The organism is Mariprofundus aestuarium, assembly GCF_002795805.1.
Taxonomy (GTDB): Bacteria; Pseudomonadota; Zetaproteobacteria; order Mariprofundales; family Mariprofundaceae; genus Mariprofundus; species Mariprofundus aestuarium.
In genome coordinates, this window is sequence record NZ_CP018799.1 from 1,768,670 (window position 1) to 1,792,241 (window position 23,572).

A 23,572-nucleotide genomic window follows, 5' to 3' on the forward strand; every position below is an offset into this window, starting at 1 on the left:
GGGGGGGGCTTATGGCTAGAGCTTAGTAATTGCAGTATGCGCAGAAGCATACATGGTATTAAGCCCGCATTTATTTGTAGGAGGTGTCATCGTGCCTGCTCCAAAGTTATAAATTATGGACTACCCGCATTTCAGCATGTGAGCATTTAGGTGGAATGTATTACAATGGAGATGGCGTTGAGCAAAGCTTTGAAGAAGCTGAAAAGTGGTTCTCTCGGTCTAATGGTCAATCATGATTATTCCGCCAAGGTTCACCACAAACTGGTAATGCCAGAATTGCCTGGGTAACCATGCTAAGGGCATAGATGGGTGGGCTGCTCTAATCAGCCCACTTCCATTTCAGTACCATTATCTTGCTGTACTTCATGCTCCTGCTGAAGTTCATATAATCTTTCATAAAGTTCTTCCTGAACAATCTCATAAATCGCCGTAGCAATTTGGTTGGTGATGGTTGGCGTGCCGTCAAAGGCTGGGGGAAGCTCATTCTCATGCAGCATCACATCCATTGAAGACTGCGCTACCAGTGCCAGTTCATAGGTATAAATCGGCACACTGCTATCGGCAATTTCAGATACCATATCTTCTGGATATTGCATCTCTGGATCTGAATTAAACCTTTCTTCCAATTCTGATATAGCTGTTGCTTTGATCTCTTCAATTGAACTCATCGCGTGTCTCCTATGAGCGTTTGCTCATAGGTTTAGATAGGCTTATATATGTAGAGTTTTAATTTTATCTTATTGAAAGCAAGTGAGGTTCGACTGTCTTAATGCGGCCAAAACCGGACATTTGGACAGCATCTGGTTTCGCATAATATTAGAAGAGAATGTGGCTTTAACTCTATTGATTCGTCATGACTTTGCTTTTTCTTGCTTGGAGAACTTTCCTGAACAATTGGGGCACATTCCGTGAGAAAGTTGCGCATTAGTATGCCCCTCAAAATACTTTTCAAGTTTGATCCACTCTCCATCATCATCCTTGATCTGATTGCTGCACCAGGCACATATTGGAACTATACCACTTATGGTTTTGATAGTGCCCATTGCTTTATTTAACTCTCTGTTTCGAGTTTCCAGTTCTGAAAGAGACTTTATTAGTTGCTCTTTAGCCATCAAGGTTCGGTTGAATTCTAATTTGGACTTAATGGCAAAGCTTGCAGCTACCCATATAGCGAAAAGTGCCAAAGCTCTGTTTGCTAAGACCTTCCATAGCTCACCGCCAGATGGTGAGAGATAAAAACCCAATATTGTAAGGATTGTACCAATTATCGCCATTAAATAGATGTGATGAACTTTTGGAGCCCATATTGCAATCAAAACAAGTGCCACATAAGGGACACCGCCAGCAATGCCCAATGGCAGATTTAGGTCGATAAAAAATATTCCAAGTGCAAGAAGAATGCTACCTAAGTAAAATTTTATAGGTGTGTTATTCTGCTCCTGATGTCTTTTGTTTGCCTCCATTAATTACCCCTGTATTCGACTGGATAAGTATTGGGATGAATTGGAATAGGTCAATGCCCGGTTTTGGCCGTGAGTCGCCTGTCGTGATCGGCAGCAGTCGGCCAATCTCGGACATTCGTTTGCATAAAATACGCTTTGTTCTGAACACCCGGTTAACCTCACAATATAAAAACCGATTGACGGTCGGTTTTATTTTCTCATTATAGGCCACTAGCAAGACATGTTGTCCTAGAAGGAGAATCCATCAGTGCTTCCTGTGAAACGACAAAACCTAGGTGAATTAGAAATGGCTGTTCTAGAGCACCTTTGGACTTCGGCATCCGGAGATGCAAAGGGGGTGCATAAAAGCATCGGCACTCAGCGTGGGATTTCTCTAAATACAATTCAGTCTACTTTAGAGCGATTATTCAGAAAACAGCTCCTGAAGCGTGAAAAGATTAGTCATTCATATGTTTATTCTCCATCCGTTCAACGAGGGGAACTGATGACTCAACTAATCGATGATGTGGTTAAAACACTTTCAGGTGGAAAGACTGATTACTTATTGTCTGCCTTTATTGATTATGCTGCACGAGAAGATGAATCCAGCCTTGATCGCTTGGAACAACTGATTGCACAACGTCGAGCTGATGAACCTTCGGATAAAAACGAATGAATAACTACTTTGGAGTGATCCAACTTGGACTTCTTGCCAGTTTAGGGTTCGCGATTCTAGCCGCGCTTGTTAGTGCAATTGTTTACCCATTTGTCCGGCAGCGTATGGCTAAGCTATCACCTAAATTACGTTCAACGACTTTGCTCGCCTGGTTGATTGCACCTGCTCTTATAGGGGCAGTGCTCAGCCTTCTCAGCTTCATGCCCTCAATCATAAGCCTGTTTGGTTTTGTTCCTGATCATTGCAGCGTCCACGGTGGGCACTTACACCTTTGCCTGATTCACCCACCTTTACCAGTAGAAAACAGCATCCTGCAGCTCCTTCTAGCCGCATTGGTTGGAATAAGCATTTTCTTTATTGGTACTCCTGTCTTTGATCTATTACGTGCTCATAAGTTTCAACGGACATTGATGATGGCAAGCCGTCCTCATGAAACAGATCCTGTTCGTATAGTAGATTGGGATATGCCTCTTGCCTTATCAGTGGGCTTTCGTCGTATGAGGGTATTTATATCTTCTCAATTGATGCAAACCTTATCTCCACAGCAGTTGGATGTGGTGATTGCCCATGAACAGGCCCATGTAAGCCGTAGAGACCCATTACGGCATTTTATTGCGCATGCGTTCTCCTTCGCACATATCCCATGGCTTCGAAAAGACCTTCTGAAGGATTTTGACCTTGCGACAGAACAAGCGTGCGATGAGGTGGCAGCAGCTCAAACTGGGGGAAGGCTGCACGTTGCTGACACTATTCTTGCTGTTGAGCGGCTATTCATCATGCAGCGAGTTCCTTCTATGGTGATGTCAATTTCGGGCAGCAACATTTCTGCACGTGTTGAATCCCTCGTTGCTCAGCCTCCTATTTCTGAGCCTATATCAAGAGGCTATATAAACCTCTTTGGTATAGGCGTTCTGGTTGCCGTCGTTGCCGTGATTGATGACCTCCATCATTTTACTGAATCAATTCTCCAACTTATGACTGGGCATATGTAGTGCCATGATCAGATACACATTACCAATCAACGGCGAACTTAACTCTCAGCCTACGGAGAAATTTGCATGAAGTGCTTAACAATAATAATTCACACCGATGACCAGCAGGAACTGACCAATCAACTACGAACGATTGGACAAGTACAAGGATTTACAATGAACCACGTAGAAGGCCATGGAATTGAGCCCGAACAAGATTCTTTTCTCTCGGCTAGAGACTCAGTGGTTGGAGCCATTCCTCGAGTGAGGGCAGATATTGTGCTGCAAGACAGTGATTTAGATGTGGTGCTCAATACTCTGCGGAATGCCAGAGCCAGTGGTCAAATGAAAGGGGCTTATTATTGGGTCACCGCCGTAGAACAAGATGGGCATCTATAATGGTCTCTTACATCATAAATAAGGAAGTCAGAAATATGTTTTTTAAACCCAAACTCATGGCTCTTGTCATAGGGGTGTTTATTGCCGGATTGCTATCACAAGTGGCATACGCTCATGGAATGTCCGAAGCTGACAAGCAGGCCATTGTTGATGGTGGTAACCTGCTTTATATGTGGATTGGTGCAACACACATGCTTTCAGGCTATGACCACCTCGCATTTGTATTTGGTATCATCTTTTTCCTGAGTAAATTTCGAGACATCGTTAAATATGTCTCAGCCTTCACTATTGGTCACAGCATCACTTTAATCTATGCCACATTTAATGGAGTTCAGCTTAACTACTTTCTCATCGATGCGGTGATTGCTTTAAGCGTCTGTTATATTGCCTTCGCCAATATTGATGGCTTCCGTAAATACCTGAATATCAATCCACCAAATATGATGCTCATGATTGTTGGTCTGGGCTTGATTCACGGCTTCGGATTGTCCACCCGTTTGCAGGAGTTGCCACTTAATCCAGATAGCCTTTTACTAAATATCATTTCGTTCAACGTAGGTATTGAGTTAGGACAAATCACTGCTCTTGCTTTGATGTTGCTACTTATTGCTGCATGGCGAAAGAGGCATTCATTCAAAGCATTCAGTCTGATTGCAAACTATAGCCTCATCATGGCTGGTGGACTGCTTTTCCTTATGCAAATGCATGATTTCTCGCATGATGGTGAGAAGGGCAATGTCGCTGTTGCTGCTGAACTCACACAAAGTAATGAAGGCAATGTTGCAGGTAGTTCTGCAATGCCTCAACAAGCATCCTCAAATGATTCAATTACAGTCATTGTTCCTGCCAGAGGTGACATAGAATATAAAATCATCGTTGCCAAAGATGCGGTGCTTCAATATGCATGGAAAACGGATGGAGATGAGCTGTTTTATGATTTCCATGGTGAACCCAAGGGCGATACGACTGGTTACTTCAAAAGCTACGAAAAGGATACCAAGAGCAGCTCTAATGGCTCTTTGAGCGCACCTTTTACGGGCACACACGGCTGGTATTGGAAAAACAATACCCAGTCACCTGTTCGTGTCCTATTGGAAATCAAAGGGTCTTATCTACTCAAGCAGAAACCGGCACCAGTTTTGCCAGAAGAAACCCAGATTCCAACAAACCATGATAGTCTTTGATTAAGGATAGGAAGGTATATTTATGCGTATAAAAGCACTATTGATGAGCTTCATTATTGGGCTGTTTTCGTTGTCTTTAATAGCATGTTCAGACCATGGTCATAGCCATGACCCAGTGACAGAACAGTCTGACACACAACAGACAGCACCAAATCCAACTACTCACGATAATCTTGATTAATAACAGGAGAAATATATGAACATAAAAACATTTATTTTTGCACTTTCGTTAATATTGTCACCGCTGACTGCTTTGGCAGGCGGTGGTCATGACCATGGTCACGGCCATTCTCATGGGCCAGCTCTAATTAGCCAAAGCCAAGCAGAATCGGTTGCAGCAGGACGCGTCATGATGCTGGTCGAACAAGAGAAAGTTGATAAAAGCTGGGGGGCAGCAACAATTGCTTCTGCAGAAAAGAAAATGAATGGCGATCAAGCTGAGTGGTTGATCACATTCAAAAATAGCCACTCATCAGACTCAGCTAAGGACACGCTTTATATCTTCCTAAGCTCTACAGGTGACTATATTGCAGCAAACTTTACTGGCAAATAGTGCGCACTGGATAAGCTCAACAGCATTGCTATTTTTAGCAGCCCCATAAGAGAGACACCCATGAGTTTGGCCTTTGTAAAAGTATTTATTGCTGCAGTAGTAATTTCATTCGGCTCTTGGCTGTCCGGCAAACGCCCAGAGCTTGCAGGGTTTATTGTGGCACTGCCAATTGCAACGCTTGTTGTATTAGTGTTTTCACACCTTGAGTGGGAAAACTCTGCTAATACAATCAGGTTCGCCAAAAGCATTATGATTGGGATTCCTTTTTCATTATTGTTCTTCATTCCATTTTTACTGGCTGATAAATTGAGCATTAGTTTTTGGGGATGTTATGGGCTGGGGTTATTACTTTTAATAGTTGGATACTTTGCTCATAAGGCTGTGATGACAGTTGTCTAAGCCCGAATTGTTGCGATTCACGAGAGGTATGAACAAAAATGACACCTTGCTACAATGAATATTAGTTACTAGCTTATTCCCATGCGCGCTTTGGCCCTCATGGCTTTCTTTGCCTTACAGCTTTCTGTATTCACATGCGGATTTGATATCCATGTGCATGCAATGGATGCTGATGTAGGTCATGTTGCAGGGCACCTTCATGGTGAGAAGAACGATCATGAACAGGGTTCGACTGATCATGGTTGCCATGTTCACGCATCGCACACTTTCGCGGCATCTGAAGTGGAGCAACATGAAACAGCTCCATTAGTTTCATCCGTACATCAGTTCATTCTGGCAGATATGAACCTCAAAAATCTGCCCTCCCTGATAGAACATCCTCCAAAAGCACTACACAGCTGATTTTCCAATAATCTAACATTAGACAACCTTTTTAAGGTTGCGCTTGTTGCTATTTATTTCAGGAAATCAGCTTCCCCTCACACACTAATTCTTACCACAGGGGGAAACTGTGCGAATACGATATTTAATGATCGGAATGCTATTATGCATTCACCCATTCTATGCCAATGCTGTAACGCTGAAGGCAGCAATGGATGCTGCTGTAGAGCAACACCCAATGTTAAAGATATCCAAAATGCAGGTTGACGGTGCTCAAGGTGAGCTTCAGGAGCAAGGTTCCTATGCGTATAATCCGGAGTTATCTGTTGAGCCTCAACGACGAAGGCTGAATGGCGGCGGCTCATCAAACGATTACTACGTTACGTTATCACAAGGGATTGAGCTTGGTGGCAAGCAAAAGTATCGCGAGTTGTCTGCTCAGGCTGGCTTAGAGGCCGTTAGACTGGAATCAGACAGCATGTATCAACAAGTGTCTACAAATGCGGCCAGGGCGTTTGTGGAGCTGCACTTCTCCAAGCGAGAACTTGTATGGCGAAACCAACAAGCAGGTACACTCTTGCAGTTGCACAAAGCTATTTTCAGACAGATGGAGCTTGGTGAGGCCAACCAACTGGATGTAAATCTCTCTCAAGCTTCATTGACCCAAGCTATCAATGCTGAAGCTCAGGCTAAGAAACAACATGCCATGAATGTGTCCAGGTATGTGATGGCAGTCGGTGCCGGTGGTGAGATTAAAGAGATTCAACCGGAGTTGCCTAAACTGCTCGTGGGTTGGCAGCCACTATCCGATCCTGTTGATATAGCTATGAACTCCCGACCTGATATCACAGCCAAACGGCAACGGTTGGCTCAGCACACAGCGCAGGCTGATCTTGCTAATGCTAAACGAATTCCAGATGTAACTGTTGGACTGATGGCTGGTAGAGAGGCCGGTGATCAACTCATCTCACTTGGCTTTACAATGCCTATCCCGGTACTCAACAGCCACAGTGGCGCATATCGTGCTGCACTGTCTCAGGCATCGGCCTATAAAACTGAACTGGAATGGTTTGAGCAGCGAGTGAAGCTCGAAGTTCAGGAAGCACTCTTTAGCCACACCACAGCTATGCAATCACTATTAGCCTTGAGCAAAGTCGAAGGGAAGCCCTCATCTCCAGACAACATCGAACTGGCCAGGATGGCTTTCGATGCAGGCGAGTTGAATATCGAAGAGCTTGTCGTGCATATCAACCAGATCCTTGAGTCGCGTATCAACTCCGCAGCAATTGTTAAACAGGGCTGGTTAGCCCGTATTCGTCTGGCTGAAGTGCTGGGTCACCCGGAATATATCCTCCAGGGAATCAAAGAATGAAAACATTAATAGCATTAATAACGACACTTATATTATTTATGAGTTTTCCTGCCATCGCAGAAGATCATGATCATGAAGAGGCCGGCCATGCTCATGCAAGCATTGATGACCATAAAGAAGATGGTCACGGAAGTGAAAAGCCCGATGCTCATGCAGAAGAAGGTGGAGCTATTAAGTTAACTCCAGCCCAGATCAAACAAGCAGGTATAGAAAGTGAAGTGATTAAACACCGTCCTGAAGTTCAGGCCATCAATGCGCCAGGAAGTGTGGATTTCAATGCCTATAAACTTTCGGATATCACCACATTGGTTGATGGCGCTATTCATGCTCGCCATGTGCGTTTGGGCGAGGAAGTAACAAAGGGGCAAAAGCTTGTGACACTCACAAGTTCATCCTTAGCTCAGGCCGAGGCTAATTATCTGAGGTCAGAAGCGGAGCATCGAAAGAGCAAACTTGATTTGAAACGCATTGAAACCTTGGCGAAAGAAAAAATTGTTTCGCAGGCGCGCCTGCAGCAGGCAACTAGCATTCATCAGGCAGCTCATGCGAACCTTGCAGCAGCACGGGCCGGGTTAGCTTCTTATGGCCTGTCAGGTAAGAGAATCGACGCGCTGATTAGTTCGAACCAATATGGTCAGTTAACCCTTTATGCCCCAAGTTCAGGGACGATTGTGGCAGATGATTTCCGTATAGGTCAGCACATTGCTGCTGGCACTCAGCTGATGCAGATCGTTGATGAATCAACCGTCTGGGTTGAGGTTAAACTGTCTCAGTCTCAGATGAGTGGTATAACAACAGGACGATCAGCAGTTGTATCTACTAAAGACAATACAAAGCATTTCAAAGCCAAGGTTATCAACGTACATCATCAGTTAGACAAGACGACACGTACCGTGGGTGTGCGCCTTGAAGTGCAGAATCCTGAAGATGCTTTGCATCCTGGCATGTTTGTGAGTGCTGAGATTGAAGCAGGCTCTGGTGAAGAGTCATTGCTGTTGCCTGAGGGGGCCATTCAACGACAAGGCAGTGAGTTAATTGTTTTTGTTGAGGAAGAGCCAGGGAGTTTTGAGCGTAGAGAGGTCCGTGTTGGTAAAGCGAGCATGGGACTTGTTCCAATTATTGAAGGCGTGAAAGAGGGTGAATCTGTTGTTGTTAAGGGCGCATTTGTCCTTGCTTCAGAACTGGCGAAATCCGGCTTTGAAGCACACAACCATTGAGGTGCATCCATGTTTAGCAAATTAATTGATGCGGCGGTTAATAACCGCCTTCTGATTCTATTGTTATTGCTGGGTTCAATGGCTTATGCACTGTTCGTTGTGCCGAAATTGAATCTCGATGCATTCCCCGATGTGACCAATGTGCAGGTGCAGATCAATACTGAAGCTGAGGGTTTGGCCTCTGAAGAAGTGGAGCAGTTGATTACCTACCCGATTGAAGCGGTGATGTATGCACTGCCGGATGTTGAAGAGGTGCGCTCGATTTCCAAAACGGGACTATCAGTGATTACTGTCGTGTTTAAGGAAGGCACTGATATTTATTTCGCCAGGCAGTTGGTATTCCAAAAGCTTCAGGATGCCAGTCAGACTGTTCCTGCGTGGGCAGGAGTCCCCAAAATCGGGCCGAACACATCAGGGCTTGGTCAGGTGTTCCAGTATATTATCAAGTCGGCTCCGGACGCCGGCTATGATGCGATGACACTCAGGGCTCTCAACGATTGGGTAGTGAAGTTGATGCTGATGCCAGTTGAAGGCGTGACAGACATCCTCTCTTATGGTGGAGAAACGCGTCAGTATCAGGTGCAACTGAACCCTGAACAATTGCTCTCCTACAATCTGCATGTTGATGATGTAGCAAGAGCCATTGAAGCCAACAATCGCAATGCCGGTGGATGGTATCTGCCACAGGGCGATGAGCAGCTGGTGATTCGAGGTGTTGGCTGGGTTCCCGGCGGTGAAGAGGGTTTGAAAGCCATTGCGGCGATTCCGGTCAAAACAGTGAATGGCACATCTATTCGCGTATCCGATGTCGCGGCTGTGGCCTTTGGTGGTGAAATTCGTCAGGGCGCAGTTACCATGACTGAGCGAGCTGAAGATGGAAAGATCACCTCGCTCGGTGAAGTCGTCGTAGGCATTACCCTTAAACGCTTTGGTGCTAACACCAAAAACACCATTGATGATGTTAAATCAAGATTGGATATCGTTCAGAAGGCATTGCCAAAGGGTGTTACCATTCAACCTTTTTATGATCAGTCTGATTTGATCAATAAGGCAGTATGGACAGTTGAAAAAGCCCTGTTGGAAGCCTTTGTCCTGATCATTATCGTGCTATTCCTGTTCTTGATGAATATGCGAGCGGCAACGCTGGTACTGCTATCGGTCCCAATCTCGATTCTGGCTGCATTAGGCGTTATGCAATATTACGGTATATCAGCCAACCTGATGAGTCTTGGTGGCTTGGCTATTGCTATCGGTATGATGGTCGATGGTTCTGTGGTGATGGTAGAAAATATCTTCAAACACTTGGAAAAACTGCCTGATGAGAAACGTGGTGTAGCACTGCGCATTACTGAAGCCTCGAAAGAGGTGGCGCGCCCCGTGCTGTTTGCTGTGCTCATTATCTTGCTGGTTTTTACGCCTCTGTTCTCTCTTGAGGGTGTGGAAGGAAAGATGTTTACGCCGATGGCCCTTTCCATTTGCTTTGCCATGTTTGCATCACTACTGGTGGCTCTGTTTGTAATGCCTGTATTGGCAACCTTTCTATTCACGAAAGGGGTGGTTCACAAAGACAGTCCTGTATTGGCACCGATTGCTCGGGCTTATCATGGACTGCTTAAATCCGCCCTGAAGGCGCGTAAAGCAGTGGTTGGCGGCGCAGCTGCTGCCTTTGTACTTACGCTTGCCACAGTTCCATTTCTGGGCACTGAGTTTGTACCTGAACTGGAAGAAGGAACGCTGGCTATTCGCATTACATTGGCACCATCGTCCTCGCTTGGTTATGCCAAGGGGGTTGGTGAAAAACTGGAGCGGGTACTGATCGAGAAGTTCCCGGAGATTACTTATGTTTCTGCCAGAACGGGCCGTTCAGAAATTGGTGGAGATCCGGAACCGGTGTCCAATGTGGAACTTTTCGTTGGCCTGAAACCGGTCTCTGATTGGACCAGTGCAAGCGACAGGAAAGCGCTGCAAAATTTGATGCGTGAAGAGATGGAGGTGGTGCCCGGCATTCTGGTCTCCTTCACCCAACCGATTGCCATGCGCGTGGATGAACTGCTGTCAGGTGTGAAAGCGGCACTTGCGATTAAGCTGTTCGGACCTGATCTGAAAGTGCTTGCTGAAATGGGTAAGAAAATCGAAACCGTGGCGAAAAGTGTGGAAGGCACCCGCGATGTGGAGATGGAGCAAATTGAGGGAGAGGCTCAGTTGGTAGTTCGTCCTGATCGCAACAAGTTGGATCGATATGGTATCCCTGTAAATGATGTAATGAGTCTGGTTGCGGATGCCATTGGTGGAGCATCTGCCGGACAGGTGATTCAAGGGAATGAGCGATATGATATCTATGTGCGACTGGCTAAAGATTATCGCCACAACAGTGAATCAATTGGCAGTCTGATTTTACAGTCTCCAAGCGGTGCATGGGTTCGTCTTGAAGATGTAGCCTCTATTGGGGTGGAGCAAGGGCCTCCTATGATCAAACGTGACGATGTGCAGCGACGCGTAGTTATTCAGAGCAATGTTGAAGGGCGTGACATGGGCAGCCTTGTAGCTGAACTGGATCAACGCATCCAAAGTGAGGTTGATCTTCCACCAGGCTATACGGTGGTATTTGGTGGTCAGTTTGAGAATCAACAGCGTGCTCAGGCCAAGTTGATGGTGGTTGTGCCACTGTCACTGCTCATGATCTTCCTGTTGCTCTATTTTGCATTCCATTCCGTCGGGCAAGCGGCGCTGATTATGCTGAACGTACCGATGGCTCTAATTGGCGGAATTCTAGCCTTGTTAGTTTCGGGGCAATACCTCTCCGTGCCATCCAGTATCGGCTTTATTGCACTGTTCGGGGTAGCCGTGCTTAACGGGGTTGTGCTGGTCGATGCGATCAATCGTCATCTTGGTGAACATAATTTGGGTGACGCCATTCGACATGGTGCGGAGAGCCGTCTAAGACCGGTGTTAATGACTGCCATGATTGCAGCACTTGGTTTGATTCCATTGCTTTTGGCTACAGGTATTGGTTCAGAAATTCAGAGGCCGCTCGCAACAGTGGTAGTAGGCGGGCTTGTGTCTTCCACACTATTAACACTGTTTGTTTTACCATGTCTATTTGAGCGTTTTAGTGGCAGCCGCATCTCAACCAGGAAGGGCGAATAGAATGAACCTACGGAATACCTCTTTTAATTTGATTTTGGTGAGTATCGCATTTGGGTTATTGACTGCCTGCGCACCAGTACATCGGGCGGATAATGCAAAGAAATATTATGAGCCCCGTGAAAAGCATATTTCAGGGCATCTCTACAGAAACGGAAAGCATGTTCATCATCACCCAGAGCGCCATCCTCCTGAACAGGAAGAGAGTACACCTGAACATAAGGAAAGAGCGGAATAGAAATAACGCAAAGTTTATTGGCTTCAATACAACTATCGGTAGGCAGAATCTGAATGTCCATAACTGGCCGACTGCTGCCAGTCACGACGGGCGACTCACGGCCGTTATTTGCCAATCAACAATAACTAACCATTCTAAACTCACACATGATTTATAGCATATCCAAAACTGTTTCCTTCTGCTGAGATTTACTCATCTGCTTGCTGAGTTCGTCTAAAGCCAAGTCACCTAGCATCTCTTTATCAGCATAAATTTTGGTTTGGTTCTTGGCCCGAGTGAGCTGAACATAACCCATCTCCTTGGAAATCATTTTACCTGATGAAAAGATATAAGAACGACTGACAGATTGACCTTGAGACTTGTGGGTTGAGATAGCATAGGAATGCTTGAAGTAGCCATACTCATCCACATTCACTGAGATGACCTCTCCATCATCCAGCCGAGCCTGATAGGCATCTTCTGACACATTCAGAACAGTTGCCTGAATGCCGTTTTTAACACCAAGTCGGATATCATTCTTGGTAAACATGATCCGATCATCCTCAGCTATATCGATATAGCCATATTCACTTTCGTATTGGTTCTCAACACCAAGCTCTCCAGCCTCTCTAAGCTTGGCTCTGGCCAGGTTATTGAGCTCTCGGCACTCGGCGTTGGTACTGGCAAGGATGATGCCGTTATCTCCATGTTTTTGTCTGTCCGCATCCCAGTCACTGATGAGCTTGTCCTGACTAGCCAACACATGATCTGAAATAGATAACAGACCTCGCTTGGCATAGCTCATCAGGGCTTCAGATATCTTGCCTCCTCTGAAGTCTGATACAGCCTGCTTGTCTGCTTCGCCTTGCTGCCTTCTGTTCTCAGAGAGTTCTATATAACCGATGTTCTGCTGCAAGTTCCTGAAAAAGGATAAACCAATCGCCTCAAGCTGATGGGTGTCGCCAACAAAGATGAGTTTTGCTCCATTGGCTCTCATCATCAGCTTATTAATGAGCCTGCTATCAGCAGTGCCAGCCTCATCAATAATGACCACAGACTTGTCATCCAAAGATTTAGACCCGATTTCCATGTCGATGAGTAAGCGATGGATGGTTCCAGACTGAATGCCAGAGCCTTCCTGAAGGTTCTGAGCTGCCACAGCAGAGAGAGCACAGCCCATAACTTTGTATCCACTGGCTTGGTAAGCATCTTTCACAGCACCTAGAGAGTAGCTCTTGCCTGAACCCGCAGACCCTTGCACCGCAATGACACCATCAGCCTTGCAACAGTGAAGAAGCATCTGCTCCTGCTCCTCTGATAGTGAGCGCGATCTAATGGCTTTATCAATTGCACTGCTTTTCACGGCATGACTAGATTCTGATTTTCTGCCTTTGGCATATGATTGAATACCTTGCTCAATCTCTAATACTTCCTTTGTTGTGAAGCGGTGCTCGCCGTCAGCACCAGCACCTAAATTTATCAGTTCAGGAGAGTTTCGCGTCTGCTGGAAACGTCCCTCAATGATTTTGGCATCCCCATCCACAATCGATGTCAGAGCAATGTGCTTGTATAGCCCAATCTCATCGAAGGTGGACTGCTGCTCTGTGATGCTCTCCAGTGTCTTTTCTACCGACCAAGGCTCAGGTTTCTCTTGTGCCCTGGTGGTACGGATACTTTCAAGCTCAACGCCCATCTCCTTGGCTTCTTGTTGCCAAACCTTGAATAGATCATCTCGATTTATTTCGGTCTTCCTCCCTCTGGAGCCCAGTGCCGCTAACTTTCGTCGTGTATGGACATTGGTCGCGTGGTCGAGCTTCAACTCTTTCTCAGCCGCAAGCAGCTCTGAACGTCTTCCTGACCAAGACTTCTTTAGCTCTTCCGGCACCCCAGCAACTCGAAAGCCATTCTTGTCCGGCTCAATGGCATAGCCCAGCTTTTGAAGGGCGCTGGATAATTCAGCTGAGTGAATGGCTGAGGCAGACATCTGATGCCGATAGAAATCACATTGCAAGGTTCGGACCACACCATCGTCGCACCTCACCATATTGGGGATGACTGCATGGGTATGGAGATGAACGGAAGGTCTTGTCTCTGACTTGGCCTGCCTTGCAGTGGAGTGCTCAAAGGTGGCGGCTATCAGGCGCTTAACCTGAACCTTCTCCTCACCAGCTTTGCCAGTCCGTGAATAGGTCGCATTGTTTTGGATATATTCAATAGCCTTTTCAACGGCATTCTGCTGAGCCTGCTGGATAAGACTTCTCTCCTCCTCACTAGCCAGAGCAAAGAGGATAGAGACATCCTTACCGCAGTTGAATGTCAGGTCATATGCATGCTTTCGGTGCTTGGTTCCCTTGATCAGCTTCTTGCCATCCTGGTCTTCACCCCGGAACAGGTGATTAAGTGTATCCAGGTCAGGTTCTTTATTTTCAAGACCGAAATCAGCTAAACCATCGCCAATAAATATACCTTTCGGCTCACCTGATTCAGCTTGGCTTGATAGATACTCTGCATAATATTGCGCACCATTCATTTCTTTGTTGCCTGACTTTGTTCGCTTCATTCCTCCAATCTGAGTGATACTGAGCATTATTCATCACCATCCAGCTCGGGAGTATCCACACCATCCAGGTCTTCAAAGTCATCCTCTAAAGGCTTTGCAAGCTTCCCTCTCGTAGGAAATGGTTTTGGCTTAAATATCTTTTCCTCTGGGGCTTGGGGTGGTTCAACCTCATTCATCCAATCAACTGGCTCATCAACGGAGGCTGTAGGTTTAATCTTTAAGAAGTGCCATTGCAGCTTTGCAATGGGGAAGCTTGAAATATAGAGCCATGCTGGAACACCGCCTTTCTCAGTCGGGTCAGGCAAGTTCATGATAGAGCTGTTAAGCATGGTAGGTTCAATCTTCTCAACCCATTGAGTATCCCACTCCATTTTCTCACGTCCTTTGTCATCAAGGCTCTTTATCAGTCGCACATCAGCTCGGATGATGCGCCTGTCTCCTCCCATATCAGCGGCAAGAGCTGAAGCTGTATCAGCATCAGACACTCGACAGATAATTCGGGTCGCAAACTGTGAGAAGATGGTCTGAGCAATATCAGCCCCATACTTCTCACGCATCGAGCTGAAGTTCTGGATACCACACATGAACCTGAATCCCCTACTTCTTGAAGCGATCAGGCACTCTTCTAATCTCGGGATAGATGGCAGAGTTGCTAACTCATCTATGACAGCCCAAATCCTTCGCTTACCATCGTCCTTCAGAGATAGGACTTCACCGAATAGCTGGTTGAATATGATATATAGTAGCCAGTTTGAGACTGCCGAGAGGCCAGGATAATTTCTTAGGATGACAATTCGATTGTCCGGACTTTTATCATGTATCCAATCACGCACTGAAAAACCTGATGATGGATTACCCCAGGCTTTGCCAAGCACGTCGAATATCCATGCGCCAGACCTAACGGTAGTCATTATTGAGTTTGCACCACGATCTTCATTAGGCTTATCAATCGTATTAGCTGCACCATGTCCAATAGACCTCAGAAGCTTTGCCATCTCTTGTCTGTCCTGGTTAAGAAGATCAGACACATCCTGAAAGCCCCAGCTACCAGGCTTGGTTGTAATGAGATATTCAATGACACCGGATAGTACATCACGTGCACTGTCACTCCATACAGGTTCGGATGTTTCTTTGATAATGGTTTTAGCAAGTTCCCTCGCGAGTAAAGGATCATGAATGTCTTTAGCAATGTGCCATGCCTCAGATCGCTTATCTGCAAAGCCAATCAGTGAAACTTCATCACGACCAAGAAGCCATTCGGTCATGTCTCCTTTGTAGTCATAAACCACAGCTTTATCGCCACGCTTAATAATAGACTGAATTGCATGAAGCATGGATGCAGTTTTTCCTGAACCGACTGAGCCGAGGTAGAGCAAGTGCTTTGACTCGAACTCATATGGAAGCCTGAAGTTGCCACCAACTCCTTGATAAATTTTAATGCCGCGCTTCTTCCATATACCCACTTTCTTTCTGAAAGCTTTGATGCCTGCTCTGGCTTGTTCAAAAACTTCAACGCCATCTTTGATGTAGATCCAGCTCATCCGATCTGGTCGCCTAATCCAGGGTATGATGCTTGCGACGGCCCCAATCAATCCGAAAGATAATGAAAAGGTGATGTGTTGAACTATCGGCAACACCAGTTTCCGCATCTCTAACGCATTGAGATATTGTTCAATGCTCCGTGAGCCATCCATGATCTTACTCAAATAACTAAGATGAACTGCGAGTGGTCCAAGTGATTTACTATCCCAAAAAAGAAGGAACGCGATTGCTGATGTAGCTACAAATCCCAGTGCTGCAACTTTGAATAGATGCTCACTTCTTATGTTGATATATCGTCTGAGCTGACGCTCCGGATCATTCAACATCATCATTTCCTGCAAGCTTATCAATGATAAGGCTGTGAGATTTCTTGATGATTTTCTCTAGTCGAGTGAGCTGTTCCAGCGATGCACTTTCCCTCTTCGCTAGTGAAACTTTATCTCTGACGACCTGAGCTAAAGACTGGCCTCGCTCATCAGCCTCGGCCTTCAACCAATCAAATGTATTCTCACTGAACATGGTATTGATACGTGTACTTCTTCGTTTTGCCATAGCTATTCTCCTCAAACACGCCTATGAAGTGGCTGTGTTCTTGGATATAGGTAATCAAATGAAGAATGTTAGTTCACGACCAAGGTATAACAGTATGTTCACGCTAAATCGCTTGCGATTACTGGATATTTGATGATTCCAGCTTTTGGGTAACACAACCTTTGTGAGAAAGGTGTTTAAATATTCAATCTGTGCGAAACGGAGAAGGAATCAACGACGGAATGTCTGAACATTGATGCCGGAAGGTGAAGCCTACCATGACTAACGGCTATTTTTTTTTGGTAGTGGGTTATTCAATTTTTCCATGCTAATGCCATGTGCATAGGCGTTGTATTGCCATACCACAAACTGAGCTAACAGCCCCTCCTGTTCTTTTTTCAGCCGACTATTCTCGGCTTCAAGCGTTGCTATACGCCTTGCTGCAATTTTGAGCGACGGGGGGATCTTTTCTTTGCGTTTACCATTATCTCGTAAATCCTTCTTCTTTTCACCATATGCCGATTTGATTCTCGAATAGCTCTGAAGTGTCTGCCTGGTAGCTGTAATTGAATATCTTTTGAGAGCTAAGCCACAAAGATTATCCCATGTGAATTTCACCTCATCATTCCATTGATCGATAAGTGATACGATTTTTTCTATATCTTGGTCGGTGACATGCTTTGCCATCAGGAACCTCTCAACATCTTTAGTTTAGCTAGTGCATGAGGCGGCCTGTTAAGCGGTTGTGCACCAGATTTACGATTCTTTTCAATTTTTGGAAGGCGTTTTTTATGGTTAATATCCAGGGCCTTATCTAAATGGCTCATATCCAACGCAGAGGAAAGCTTGATTAAGGTTCCATCAGGTAAATTATCATCAGTAAGTCGGTCAATAAGTTCTGAGCAATACTTTATTGTTTCAAGGCGCTTGTTGTAATGACGATCAGCCCCAATCGAGCCCTCATCCATGGCTGCTTTATCAGATTCAAGCAATGACTGCTCACTAGCAAGGCGCATCTTTAACCTCTCCACCTTTACCTCATCGCCTTTAATGCAAACCTGCTCTGTACAGGTGACACAGTTTCTGTGTTTTGAGCAGGGAGAAATAATATAATCGTGTATGCACACACCAAACTCTGTCTGATGCAGCGTCAGTGAGGCACTCGTGTTAATCTCTTGAATGGTTTCAGGCTTAATAATCTCTATGGTTGAGAGGTTGTTACTGCCTTTCTCACGCCCTGCAATGAGTGAATATTGCTGGTTGTAGTGCTCTGGCAAAGTGTGATTATAAACTCGGTTATGTTTTTCATTTGCTCGCCCTGCCCACTTAGTTAAAAGCTCCGTTTCCATACCATTAACTTTCGCAATCGTTGTTAGCAAATGACGCATTTGGTGAGAAGTAACTTTATACGATGGGTATTTATATCGTTCAAATACACTCTTAACGTTACTCAGTTCATCAGTCCCTCTTTTCTTTTTCTTTGTTGGGGCCAAATCTTCATTTAGCGTATTAATGTCAGGCATCCATAACTTATTCGTCTTTGTCTGGATTTTCGCACTTAACTGATGCTCGAAAAGAGTAAATAGCCCCTCAGACCAGCGAACCTTAACGTCTTTTCCTCGTTTATATTTTATATATGGTAGTGGCAGTTTCTGGCCAACCAATAATTTTTCACTATCTCTGCCTGCTTCTAAATACAACGCAAACTTGCGTGCTCCAGCGGACAACTTTTGAAGCCTTTTGACAGCCTCCCTTACAGTTTCCTCCATTACGCTGGGAACCCATTCAACCTCGTGCCCATAACCTTTACCGGAATACCATTTTATACCAAGAGCCTTATTACCATTTCGGTCAACATCTTCATGAAGACAGTCTTCCTTTAGATAGAATAACTCACTCGCTCTTGCTGGGGCAGCCATAAGTATTGCCATAGCAGATGTCGTAAATATATCTCTTGGAGCAAGGTGCTCTTCACCCAGTGCAAACATCTCGGCCAAAGCCTGAAGCCCATTTTCATCAGGTAGTTTTTTATTTCTATTCTCAACACCCTTCTTCCCAACTTTTTCGATTGTATCTTCACCACGTTTTATTGGGTTCAACCAAGTGAATGACTTGATGATTTTTTTTACAACGAGAAAGCGCTGAAGTTTCTCAAGGTGAATTCCACCATGATAAGCCGCCTGAGTAGAATAAGACTCACGAATTTCTTGAGCCGCTTGATCAAGCATTGTCGAATTAAGAGTGCATATATCAACCTTTCCGTGCGCCCTCACCATCACTTTTTCAATTGCCCTGAGGGCCTTCATCTCATTAAGCGTCTTAGCCGGATTAAGGGTTTGACTATATATTAGATAGGCTTTCGCGAAAGGAACTATTGAGCCATCCAAGATGTTTTCAGGTCCCCTGTTTCGTGATGAGACACCCATTTTTGTGAAATTGGCAGCACCTTTCCAATATGCTGAGGCATAATCCATTTCTTGATTTAGCGGAGGTAATGATTCAGCGAAGGAAATAAAGTCATTCAGGTTACGAATAGCATCTCTTTCGAACTTTGGCGTAAAGATCAGTACATTATCATCCATATGCAACATCCCCCTTCAGTTCAGCACAGCTTTTCATTACCTGAGTAACTGCATATATTGCTCTATCGTTGATCGCTGCTATTCCCAAATCATTAGTGTCTTGAATGATCCTTTCCCGTTCATCTAACAGCCATTTCAAAACAAGGTGGTGAGGTGCATCTCTCCATGCTTTGAATTTAGGGCAGGTATAACAAGCGACTGGCGCATAATCATGGCACATGGCATTTGTCCCACAGGAACCAATATTATCTCGACTATCATTGGTTCTAATGCGTTGTGCGCCGGGTATAGTAGTGAATACATCATCTTCAGACTCCACTACATCTCCCTGAAATGCACTTGCATATCGCATAAGAGATCCATTCATAATCTCTGAGATCGTTGCAGCATGCTCGGGAATATTAGCGACATAGACCTTTGTATTCTGGGTATCTACGTGATCCAATAATGTAGCGATGGTCAGAACACCTGCACCTTCTCGTGCAGCCCGAGTACCCAATGTATATCGAAAGCGGTAACCCGTTGTTTTGAGAGCCTTGCCAGTCCTTTCTGAAGTAATTTGTAATTTATCAATAATATTTTTGAGCTGTGATGTTATTTCTACTGTTTTCCGGTGTGTAACGTCCGTATCCATGGCCATTCTCAAATCATCATCAGAAAGCCCTTTTAGTTGTTTTAGGTCCCCGGGAAACACAGGTAACAAATCAGAATATTCTTTACTCAGCGCTCTTCCAATTTGACGTTGGGCCATTTTTTTCACGCTTTCAACATGAATCCTTAGAACTTGTCCTATACTTTCGATAACTGCAAAGTCTGTAAATTCTGCTCGAAACCCACGCCCTCTAACTTTCGCCTTAGGTACACGCAACATAAACACAGGAGCATCCAATGTTTTTGAATCGATTCGCAGATCACCTGTTTTTAATGATGCAATTTGGATTGGTCGGCGTCCTGTTGCAGCAAACATCTGCGCCAATGAGTATTCTTCAGCATTAATTACTGACTCAGCAAACTTATTATCAAGTCCAAACCTTATAGCTTCAAACTCAGTATCGCTGTATGGGCCATCCTCAGCATCAAGTGATAAGACGGCTGTTCCCTTATCATTCCCTGACAACTTCCAACTAGAAAGCAATTCAAACACCTGATCACTTACCGCGTTAAACTCAAGAAAGTAGATCTGCTTCAGGAATACCCTTAAGACCCCTAACCTATATTCATCTTTTTTCGCTAAGAATTTTGACTTATAGGAAATCACTCCTTCCTGAGTAATCGTTTTAAATCCGTTTTTTAGATATCCTTTAATCTCTCGGCAAACATTCGCAGTGTGGCCAACAGATTTATTCTCTGCAAAATAGGCCAAGGTCGCTCGAAGGTCATCTTGTATCTCTAATGAAAACTCATCAATAAAAGAAACGTTGATTTCTACGTTTATATTTAGCTTCCAAACGTCAGAGCATATATCAAACTCATACCCATTAAATGATACTGATTTTGATACATTATTTACTGATAGAGCGTTAACTTTCATGTTATTATCCATTCGCACACTCAAACCGGTAACTTAGCATCATCGATTCGATTCTTATCAGCAGTACGCACCTTTTTTTGAAGATGTAAGCCAAATGCCTTGGCTTTCTTCTGCTGATAACGTTTAGTGTAAGTCATTGCAGTCCCAGAACCTTCTTTCCATCCCATGAGATAGCTGCGCAGATCCTCCACCTCAGACTCTGTCATTTCCCCTGAGTTTAAGAAGGGCTCAACCTGTTCACTAAAAGCATCGTTCCAAGTATGTCGTAGTGCGTGTGGATGAACATTGAACCCAAGGGCTTCCGTCAGAGTGGCAAACATTTTATCTATTGAAGCGTGAGATAGTGGTCTTGCTACTGACGCCCCATTTTGGTGACTGACAAACAAATATGGACACTTATTCACACCTTTCACCCTAGACCGATACTTCATGATGTAATCTTCGATCATCAAATACAGCTCATCAGAAACTTCGACATCTCGGCTAAGTGTTTTTACCAGCGATGGGACTTCTCGTGGATCATCCGGATCATCTGCATTTCTTCTGATACATATGGTTTTCTTCCCAGGGTCTAAGTCAGTCGCTTTTAAGGATAGGAGTTCACCTTTGCGCTCCCCTACATACAGGAAAAGATGCACAATTAACTGATTACGAAAACAAACCTCTTCATTTTTCCATGGGTTATCAACAGCAGTTGGTTCAACTATCTCCAGTAATCGATCCCTTTGCCACTCTTCCAAAGATTTAAACGGTTCATTGCCAGACGATGGCATTTTCACCGGCCGGTGATTAATAATGCGATTAGTCATCCTGCCAATAACTGTCTGTGAGTCTGGTGACACTGTATTTGCCAACCAAGACACATACTGAGAAATAATTGTTAATCTGTTGTAAGTGGTATTAGCGCAAACAAGGTCTTCATCTATAACGACCGTATAACGTGCTAATTCGATTTTCTTCAGATTGATGGGCACTACGTTAGTAGCTTTCTCACAGTTCTTTGCTTTAGAGAGCTCTGCTTTAGACTTTTTGGACCATAGCGCAATCGATTCAATTTCCGAACTTGTCAATAAATCACCTGCACGAAACCTGCTTTCAAGGTCGATCCCAAGAAAATCACATAGCTCGGCAAAGAACCCAAGAGCACCGATAACAGATTTAATGGTATTGATCGAATCAGATTTATTTCGATGATGGGTGGTGATGTACAGATTCTGATAAACTAAGGGCTTTCCAGTGTCAGCATCTACCAGCAGAGCATGTCGTTCACCGTTCGGAAACCTAAAAGCATGATATTTATACATACACTTACACCTCAGAACCATACAAATATAAATGGTATGTGATAACCCTATCACGGCCATAAAAAAAGCATACAGAAATATTTGTAAATCTCTGCATGCTTCCTTATAAACCATTGATACTATTAGATTCTAATCATAAAACCTTACATAATAGGTCTATGGTATGTTTCAAAACGGAATATCGTCGTCGATCGGCACATCGCCGAAGTCAGGTGCGCTGGCAAACGGATCGTTACCGCGTGGAGCAGAGCCACCACTACCGCCGTGTGTTGGGAAACCACCGCCTTGGTTACCCCCCTGGTTGCTACCCTGCGACTGGCCGCCGGAACGAGCGCCGCCACCTGCAGCACCACCAGCACCGCCACCAAGCATCTTCATTTCGTTGGCACGGATTTCAGTGGTGTACTGATCCTGCCCCTCTTTATTGGTCCATTTGCGGGTTTCAATCTTGCCTTCGATATAGACGCGGGAGCCCTTGGTAAGGTACTGGTTGGCAATCTCACCCAAACGGCCCCATAGCGTGACGCGGTGCCATTCGGTCTTCTCCTGCTGATTGCCATCGCGGCCTTTGAACTTCTCAGTCGTAGCAAGGCGCAGGTTGCAGACACAAGTGCCGTCCTGTGTGTAGCGCGTCTCCGGATCAGCGCCCAGATTTCCAATCAACATCACTTTATTCAGCATATTAAACCCTCTCTCCAATAACAGGGGTGTGACACTATGATCGCCCCTCTGAAATGCAATCCTGAAATTTGCTAATCAACCCGTCTCACATGCGCAATCAAACCCGATCCTGCTTCTAGTGACTGGCCAGCCACGATTCGAGTTGCTCAAGGCTTCTTGGAGCTCCATTCAGGCGGCGACCGTCTACAGCAATGATGGCCGGGGTGCCCGAAATATTCAGCTTCTGCCCCAAGGCAGCAATCTCAGCAACCGGTGTCTTGCATGTTGCTGCCTCAGGAACAAATCCTTCAAGCATAACCTTTTGCAGCATCTGATGTCGGTTCTTGCTGCACCAGATCGCCTCAGATTTCGCCTTGGCTTTGGGATGCAATCCCTCAAGCGGGTAGAGGAAGGTGTACACCTTCACACCCTTCAACCCCTTAAGTGTTGTTTCCAGCTTCTGGCAGAAGGGGCAGTCCGGATCGGTAAATACAGCAATCTTCTGTTTGGCCTTTTTATCACCGGAAACAATCGCCTTATCCAGCGGCAGTGAATCCCAGTTAACACGATTAATATATTCCAGACGTGATCGCGTCAGATTTTTCTTCTCCTGAATATCCAGCAGGTTACCACCGGTGACCAGGTAACGTCCCGTTGCATCCGAATAGAGGATGCTGTTTCCTATCTGAATCTCATAAACACCCGCTATAGGTGTTGTATTGATATTTACAACTGTGTCGTTGGAAAGAGCCTGGCGGATTGTGCTTGCAGTTTTCTCATCAACGCCCGAACCATCAGCCATAGCCAGGCCGGAATAGATCATCGTGATCACCAGCATGATTATTTTATTCATTATTCACCCCTATATGTGGATATCGTTCAGTGTCGTCATTGGACAATGCAAGCA

The 23,572-nt window shown here is 45.1% G+C and carries 22 protein-coding genes; 10 read left to right on the forward strand and 12 right to left on the reverse strand.

Going from position 1 to position 23,572, the window contains the following annotated elements; all coding sequences use genetic code 11:
* Positions 1 to 323: 323 nt before the first annotated feature.
* Together Ga0123461_RS08590 and Ga0123461_RS08595 are read right to left on the reverse strand one after the other, a co-directional pair.
* Entirely contained in the window at positions 324 to 668 is a 345-nt protein-coding gene (locus Ga0123461_RS08590; protein WP_100277958.1) for a hypothetical protein, read from the reverse strand.
* Between the two features lie 183 nt (positions 669 to 851).
* Entirely contained in the window at positions 852 to 1,463 is a 612-nt protein-coding gene (locus tag Ga0123461_RS08595) for a hypothetical protein (RefSeq protein ID WP_100277959.1), read from the reverse strand.
* 247 nt (positions 1,464 to 1,710) lie between these two features.
* Here Ga0123461_RS08595 and Ga0123461_RS08600 point away from each other — a divergent pair, with 247 nt between their 5' ends.
* From Ga0123461_RS08600 to Ga0123461_RS08645, 10 genes are all read left to right on the forward strand, one after another.
* Positions 1,711 to 2,118 (forward strand): BlaI/MecI/CopY family transcriptional regulator, encoded by a 408-nt coding sequence (locus tag Ga0123461_RS08600; RefSeq protein ID WP_100277960.1) that lies wholly within the window; start codon positions 1,711 to 1,713, stop codon positions 2,116 to 2,118.
* Positions 2,115 to 3,110 (forward strand): M56 family metallopeptidase, encoded by a 996-nt coding sequence (locus tag Ga0123461_RS08605; protein ID WP_100277961.1) that lies wholly within the window; start codon positions 2,115 to 2,117, stop codon positions 3,108 to 3,110. The genes Ga0123461_RS08600 and Ga0123461_RS08605 overlap by 4 nt, the downstream gene beginning before the upstream one ends.
* A gap of 66 nt (positions 3,111 to 3,176) precedes the next feature.
* Positions 3,177 to 3,488, forward strand: a complete 312-nt coding sequence (locus Ga0123461_RS08610) for a DUF3240 family protein (RefSeq protein WP_100277962.1) — start codon at positions 3,177 to 3,179, stop codon at positions 3,486 to 3,488.
* Between the two features lie 35 nt (positions 3,489 to 3,523).
* Positions 3,524 to 4,672: a HupE/UreJ family protein gene (locus tag Ga0123461_RS08615; RefSeq protein WP_198507041.1), complete on the forward strand. Its 1,149-nt coding sequence runs from the start codon at positions 3,524 to 3,526 to the stop codon at positions 4,670 to 4,672.
* A 196-nt stretch (positions 4,673 to 4,868) separates the two neighbouring features.
* On the forward strand, positions 4,869 to 5,225 hold the full coding sequence (locus Ga0123461_RS08620) for a DUF6488 family protein (RefSeq protein ID WP_100277963.1): 357 nt from the start codon (positions 4,869 to 4,871) through the stop codon (positions 5,223 to 5,225).
* A gap of 60 nt (positions 5,226 to 5,285) precedes the next feature.
* Positions 5,286 to 5,624: a hypothetical protein gene (locus Ga0123461_RS08625; protein WP_100277964.1), complete on the forward strand. Its 339-nt coding sequence runs from the start codon at positions 5,286 to 5,288 to the stop codon at positions 5,622 to 5,624.
* An 81-nt stretch (positions 5,625 to 5,705) separates the two neighbouring features.
* On the forward strand, positions 5,706 to 6,026 hold the full coding sequence (locus tag Ga0123461_RS08630; RefSeq protein ID WP_100277965.1) for a hypothetical protein: 321 nt from the start codon (positions 5,706 to 5,708) through the stop codon (positions 6,024 to 6,026).
* Between the two features lie 136 nt (positions 6,027 to 6,162).
* On the forward strand, positions 6,163 to 7,377 hold the full coding sequence (locus Ga0123461_RS08635; protein ID WP_232710104.1) for a TolC family protein: 1,215 nt from the start codon (positions 6,163 to 6,165) through the stop codon (positions 7,375 to 7,377).
* Complete coding sequence (locus Ga0123461_RS08640) at positions 7,374 to 8,594, forward strand: efflux RND transporter periplasmic adaptor subunit (RefSeq protein ID WP_100277967.1); 1,221 nt, start codon at positions 7,374 to 7,376, stop codon at positions 8,592 to 8,594. The genes Ga0123461_RS08635 and Ga0123461_RS08640 overlap by 4 nt, the downstream gene beginning before the upstream one ends.
* Before the next feature lie 9 nt (positions 8,595 to 8,603).
* Positions 8,604 to 11,741 carry an efflux RND transporter permease subunit gene (locus tag Ga0123461_RS08645; protein ID WP_100277968.1) on the forward strand — a complete coding sequence of 1,046 codons (3,138 nt, stop codon included), beginning with the start codon at positions 8,604 to 8,606 and terminating at the stop codon, positions 11,739 to 11,741.
* A 23-nt stretch (positions 11,742 to 11,764) separates the two neighbouring features.
* Here Ga0123461_RS08645 and Ga0123461_RS08650 read toward each other — a convergent pair whose 3' ends face one another.
* From Ga0123461_RS08650 to Ga0123461_RS08695, 10 genes are all read right to left on the reverse strand, one after another.
* Positions 11,765 to 12,037 (reverse strand): hypothetical protein, encoded by a 273-nt coding sequence (locus Ga0123461_RS08650; protein ID WP_100277969.1) that lies wholly within the window; start codon positions 12,035 to 12,037, stop codon positions 11,765 to 11,767.
* A 90-nt stretch (positions 12,038 to 12,127) separates the two neighbouring features.
* Positions 12,128 to 14,542 (reverse strand): MobF family relaxase, encoded by a 2,415-nt coding sequence (mobF, locus tag Ga0123461_RS08655; RefSeq protein WP_100277970.1) that lies wholly within the window; start codon positions 14,540 to 14,542, stop codon positions 12,128 to 12,130.
* Positions 14,542 to 16,389 (reverse strand): type IV secretion system DNA-binding domain-containing protein, encoded by a 1,848-nt coding sequence (locus tag Ga0123461_RS08660; RefSeq protein ID WP_100277971.1) that lies wholly within the window; start codon positions 16,387 to 16,389, stop codon positions 14,542 to 14,544. Before Ga0123461_RS08660 ends, mobF begins: the two co-directional genes overlap by 1 nt.
* Entirely contained in the window at positions 16,373 to 16,609 is a 237-nt protein-coding gene (locus Ga0123461_RS08665) for a hypothetical protein (protein WP_100277972.1), read from the reverse strand. The genes Ga0123461_RS08660 and Ga0123461_RS08665 overlap by 17 nt, the downstream gene beginning before the upstream one ends.
* Positions 16,610 to 16,870: 261 nt before the next feature.
* Positions 16,871 to 17,275: a hypothetical protein gene (locus tag Ga0123461_RS08670; protein WP_100277973.1), complete on the reverse strand. Its 405-nt coding sequence runs from the start codon at positions 17,273 to 17,275 to the stop codon at positions 16,871 to 16,873.
* The gene (locus Ga0123461_RS08675) at positions 17,275 to 19,170 is read right to left on the reverse strand and encodes a hypothetical protein (protein WP_100277974.1); all 1,896 of its coding nucleotides are present in this window, start codon (positions 19,168 to 19,170) and stop codon (positions 17,275 to 17,277) included. The genes Ga0123461_RS08670 and Ga0123461_RS08675 overlap by 1 nt, the downstream gene beginning before the upstream one ends.
* Complete coding sequence (locus Ga0123461_RS08680) at positions 19,163 to 20,701, reverse strand: site-specific integrase (protein WP_157819294.1); 1,539 nt, start codon at positions 20,699 to 20,701, stop codon at positions 19,163 to 19,165. The genes Ga0123461_RS08675 and Ga0123461_RS08680 overlap by 8 nt, the downstream gene beginning before the upstream one ends.
* 20 nt (positions 20,702 to 20,721) lie before the next feature.
* Entirely contained in the window at positions 20,722 to 22,005 is a 1,284-nt protein-coding gene (locus Ga0123461_RS08685) for a tyrosine-type recombinase/integrase (RefSeq protein WP_157819295.1), read from the reverse strand.
* Between the two features lie 168 nt (positions 22,006 to 22,173).
* Complete coding sequence (locus tag Ga0123461_RS08690) at positions 22,174 to 22,686, reverse strand: single-stranded DNA-binding protein (protein ID WP_100277977.1); 513 nt, start codon at positions 22,684 to 22,686, stop codon at positions 22,174 to 22,176.
* A 115-nt stretch (positions 22,687 to 22,801) separates the two neighbouring features.
* Complete coding sequence (locus Ga0123461_RS08695) at positions 22,802 to 23,518, reverse strand: DsbC family protein (RefSeq protein WP_100277978.1); 717 nt, start codon at positions 23,516 to 23,518, stop codon at positions 22,802 to 22,804.
* Between the last annotated feature and the right edge of the window lie 54 nt (positions 23,519 to 23,572).

Excerpts from the sequence above, each read along its gene's own strand:
- Ga0123461_RS08605 (WP_100277961.1), top strand. The coding sequence starts at position 2,115 with ATGAATAACTACTTTGGAGTGATCCAACTTGGACTTCTTGCCAGTTTA.
- Ga0123461_RS08620 (WP_100277963.1), top strand. The coding sequence starts at position 4,869 with ATGAACATAAAAACATTTATTTTTGCACTTTCGTTAATATTGTCACCG.
- Ga0123461_RS08695 (WP_100277978.1), bottom strand. The coding sequence starts at position 23,518 with ATGAATAAAATAATCATGCTGGTGATCACGATGATCTATTCCGGCCTG.
- Ga0123461_RS08625 (WP_100277964.1), top strand. The coding sequence starts at position 5,286 with ATGAGTTTGGCCTTTGTAAAAGTATTTATTGCTGCAGTAGTAATTTCA.
- Ga0123461_RS08685 (WP_157819295.1), bottom strand. The coding sequence starts at position 22,005 with ATGTATAAATATCATGCTTTTAGGTTTCCGAACGGTGAACGACATGCT.
- Ga0123461_RS08630 (WP_100277965.1), top strand. The coding sequence starts at position 5,706 with ATGCGCGCTTTGGCCCTCATGGCTTTCTTTGCCTTACAGCTTTCTGTA.
- Ga0123461_RS08650 (WP_100277969.1), bottom strand. The coding sequence starts at position 12,037 with ATGGACATTCAGATTCTGCCTACCGATAGTTGTATTGAAGCCAATAAA.
- Ga0123461_RS08665 (WP_100277972.1), bottom strand. The coding sequence starts at position 16,609 with ATGGCAAAACGAAGAAGTACACGTATCAATACCATGTTCAGTGAGAAT.
- Ga0123461_RS08610 (WP_100277962.1), top strand. The coding sequence starts at position 3,177 with ATGAAGTGCTTAACAATAATAATTCACACCGATGACCAGCAGGAACTG.
- Ga0123461_RS08595 (WP_100277959.1), bottom strand. The coding sequence starts at position 1,463 with ATGGAGGCAAACAAAAGACATCAGGAGCAGAATAACACACCTATAAAA.
- Ga0123461_RS08660 (WP_100277971.1), bottom strand. The coding sequence starts at position 16,389 with ATGATGATGTTGAATGATCCGGAGCGTCAGCTCAGACGATATATCAAC.
- mobF (WP_100277970.1), bottom strand. The coding sequence starts at position 14,542 with ATGCTCAGTATCACTCAGATTGGAGGAATGAAGCGAACAAAGTCAGGC.
- Ga0123461_RS08615 (WP_198507041.1), top strand. The coding sequence starts at position 3,524 with ATGTTTTTTAAACCCAAACTCATGGCTCTTGTCATAGGGGTGTTTATT.
- Ga0123461_RS08635 (WP_232710104.1), top strand. The coding sequence starts at position 6,163 with ATGCTATTATGCATTCACCCATTCTATGCCAATGCTGTAACGCTGAAG.
- Ga0123461_RS08590 (WP_100277958.1), bottom strand. The coding sequence starts at position 668 with ATGAGTTCAATTGAAGAGATCAAAGCAACAGCTATATCAGAATTGGAA.
- Ga0123461_RS08675 (WP_100277974.1), bottom strand. The coding sequence starts at position 19,170 with ATGGATGATAATGTACTGATCTTTACGCCAAAGTTCGAAAGAGATGCT.
- Ga0123461_RS08670 (WP_100277973.1), bottom strand. The coding sequence starts at position 17,275 with ATGGCAAAGCATGTCACCGACCAAGATATAGAAAAAATCGTATCACTT.
- Ga0123461_RS08690 (WP_100277977.1), bottom strand. The coding sequence starts at position 22,686 with ATGCTGAATAAAGTGATGTTGATTGGAAATCTGGGCGCTGATCCGGAG.
- Ga0123461_RS08645 (WP_100277968.1), top strand. The coding sequence starts at position 8,604 with ATGTTTAGCAAATTAATTGATGCGGCGGTTAATAACCGCCTTCTGATT.
- Ga0123461_RS08640 (WP_100277967.1), top strand. The coding sequence starts at position 7,374 with ATGAAAACATTAATAGCATTAATAACGACACTTATATTATTTATGAGT.
- Ga0123461_RS08680 (WP_157819294.1), bottom strand. The coding sequence starts at position 20,701 with ATGAAAGTTAACGCTCTATCAGTAAATAATGTATCAAAATCAGTATCA.